The following is a 2,211-nucleotide window of genomic DNA, read 5'->3' on the forward strand; positions in this document are numbered from 1 at the left end:
GGCGAAAGGGTAAAAAGTAGGTTCTAACGAATCTAAAGTGAGGGCTATCCCTCCAGAGGTTAAAACCACTGGTATCCCGCCTTAAATTTATGAAGGTAATGGTTGCTAGAACTCATGATTACGTCAAAGTCAGTTACCGCTTGGTTTGAAGTATACCTTGTTTGCTTAGCAGACCGTTCATAAACCAGCCGCTTAGCAAAAAGCAAGTGGCAGCCTAACCCCAAAAAGACTCCAACTAAAAACAAGCTCCCGTCTCCAAGGGGAATTAAGTCCAACCAACGGTTACTTGCCCCTGCTACTAACCCCAGGCCTGTAAAGGTGACCAAAATGCTGCGGTTAACCAATCCATATAACGCAACCACTAAGGCAAAAACTAAATAACAAATATCTGCCAGGTTCCAACTAACGGGGATAAAGGCCTTAAGAACCATTGCGGCTGCTAACAAGATTAGCACTATCCCCCAAAAAATCCGATTTTTATTAGCCATCTCAATCAATTCTTTCCTGTAAATAATCCCTAAGTGTTTGATAATAGTGGCGAAAAACATACACTTTCTTCTCGCTATCAGCAAATTTAATCTCACACCCAGCTAAGTTTTTCGTCAGCGCATAGATTTGCTTGGTATTAAGAATGACCCCTTTAGAGCAGCTCTGAAAATCACGGGGTAAGCGTTCTTCTAGTTCCTTTAAACTAGCTTTAACCTGGTGAAGTTGGGTGCTGGTATGGGCCCAGGTCCTTCGGGCACTCACCTCAAAAAATAAAATTTTTTCTAAAGCTAGGTAATACTCCGTTTCACCCTGGTAAAAAATTAACTGCCTGCTTTTTAGCTGTAAACTTTGAACCAGCTCATTTACTTCTGGGGTTAACTGCGGAGCTTTGATAATTATTTCAGGCTCTGTTAAGCTCGGATCTAACTCCAGTTTTACCTTCATTTTATTTGCCACCTTTCATTGCCATTGTAGCTACTTTTTAGCTGTAAAGACAGGTCTTTTAAGTAAGTGGTCAGTTTTTTTGCTTAAGTGGTCAATTCCGCTTCCTAAACTAAAAAAGTGCCTGACATAATCAGACACTTTTCCCTACAGGTCTAAACTCAATTCTTCATCCGCCCGGTCGACCTGTGTTTTTTTCTGTGGGTGCCGCCCATTAAGGTAGCCCTTGATTAACTGGTAGACTTCCGTTCGCTCTTCACTACTTAAAATATGGCCCGCTAGCTTTAAGTCGGCCGTGGATACGAATAAATCATCCAGTTCAATCGACTCATAGCCCTGTGCTAATAAATAATCGAGGGACACCTGAAAGAAGGCGGCCAATTTTTTGACCTCCAGGTAAGAAGGCTTAGTCTTGCCCAGTTCCCACTTACCGATTTGCCCTGCAGTGTTAGGCCTCTCGCCCTCACTGAGGGTCTGATTTAGTGCCTCTGCTAACTGCTTTTGGGATAACTTCCTGCCTACTCGTAATGCCCGTAACCTTTGTGGAAACATCAGCCTCACCGTCCTTTTAGATTCATCACCTTACCTTAATTTTACCATAAGACCGCCTCGCTAACTAAAATCAGAGCTGACAAAAAAAGCACCTCACAATTACTAGACTTTGTCTAACAATTGTAAGGCACTTCAACCCAGGGCTTTTTACTTAGAAGTTATTCTTGATGCTTTCAATCTTTTTTAAGATAACAGATAGCGAACCATCATCGTTGGTGACAAATTCAATGTAGTCCTTATTTTTCAAGAGTTCGGCTGGCACCACAATTTCGATGCCGTTATCTAACTTTAACTTTTGCTTTTGGTACTTACGCTCAAAGACCGGGGTATTGGCCTCTAAAGCAATCTCTCTTTGGATACCCTTTTGGTCAAGCTCCTCTAGAAATTCCTGCTTAGCCTGGTGGTTATCACCAAAAACTTGCTCGGCCACCCGTTCACTACTTAGACTGGCCTCTTCATCAATTGAATCATATAAAGCCTTTTGCGCCCCCATTACCGCCTCGTACTGCTCAATATCGTACTTTTTACTTACCGTCTTGAGCGCCTTTTTTACCTGAGCGACTTCTTCGGAAATTTTGGGCTTCTTTTCGGTCACTTCTAAGATGCGTTCTAAAAATGACCACTTCCCCTGAATTCCTTGGTAAACCTTGTTATGGATAAAGCAGGTTTGATCTTTAACTGAAACTTGAAAGCAAAAAAGAGCATAAAAATTCTCTATTCTCTTGATAT

Annotated in this window: 4 protein-coding genes; all 4 read right to left on the reverse strand. The window is 42.0% G+C overall.

Going from position 1 to position 2,211, the window contains the following annotated elements:
- Nucleotides 1-59: 59 nt before the first annotated feature.
- A complete protein-coding gene (locus FC14_RS02460) occupies nucleotides 60-488 on the reverse strand; it encodes a hypothetical protein (RefSeq protein ID WP_056976283.1) in 429 nt (142 codons plus the stop codon).
- Between the two features lies 1 nt (nucleotide 489).
- A complete protein-coding gene (locus FC14_RS02465) occupies nucleotides 490-933 on the reverse strand; it encodes a LytTR family DNA-binding domain-containing protein (RefSeq protein WP_056976285.1) in 444 nt (147 codons plus the stop codon).
- 144 nt (nucleotides 934-1,077) lie between these two features.
- Nucleotides 1,078-1,482, reverse strand: a complete 405-nt coding sequence (locus tag FC14_RS02470) for a helix-turn-helix domain-containing protein (RefSeq protein WP_056976287.1) — start codon at nucleotides 1,480-1,482, stop codon at nucleotides 1,078-1,080.
- Between the two features lie 151 nt (nucleotides 1,483-1,633).
- Nucleotides 1,634-2,211 (reverse strand): nucleoid-associated protein (locus FC14_RS02475; RefSeq protein ID WP_162258656.1); only part of this gene is annotated, 578 nt, incomplete at its 5' end.

It is taken from the genome of Ligilactobacillus agilis DSM 20509 (assembly GCF_001436215.1).
In the GTDB taxonomy this organism is placed as follows: Bacteria; Bacillota; Bacilli; order Lactobacillales; family Lactobacillaceae; genus Ligilactobacillus; species Ligilactobacillus agilis.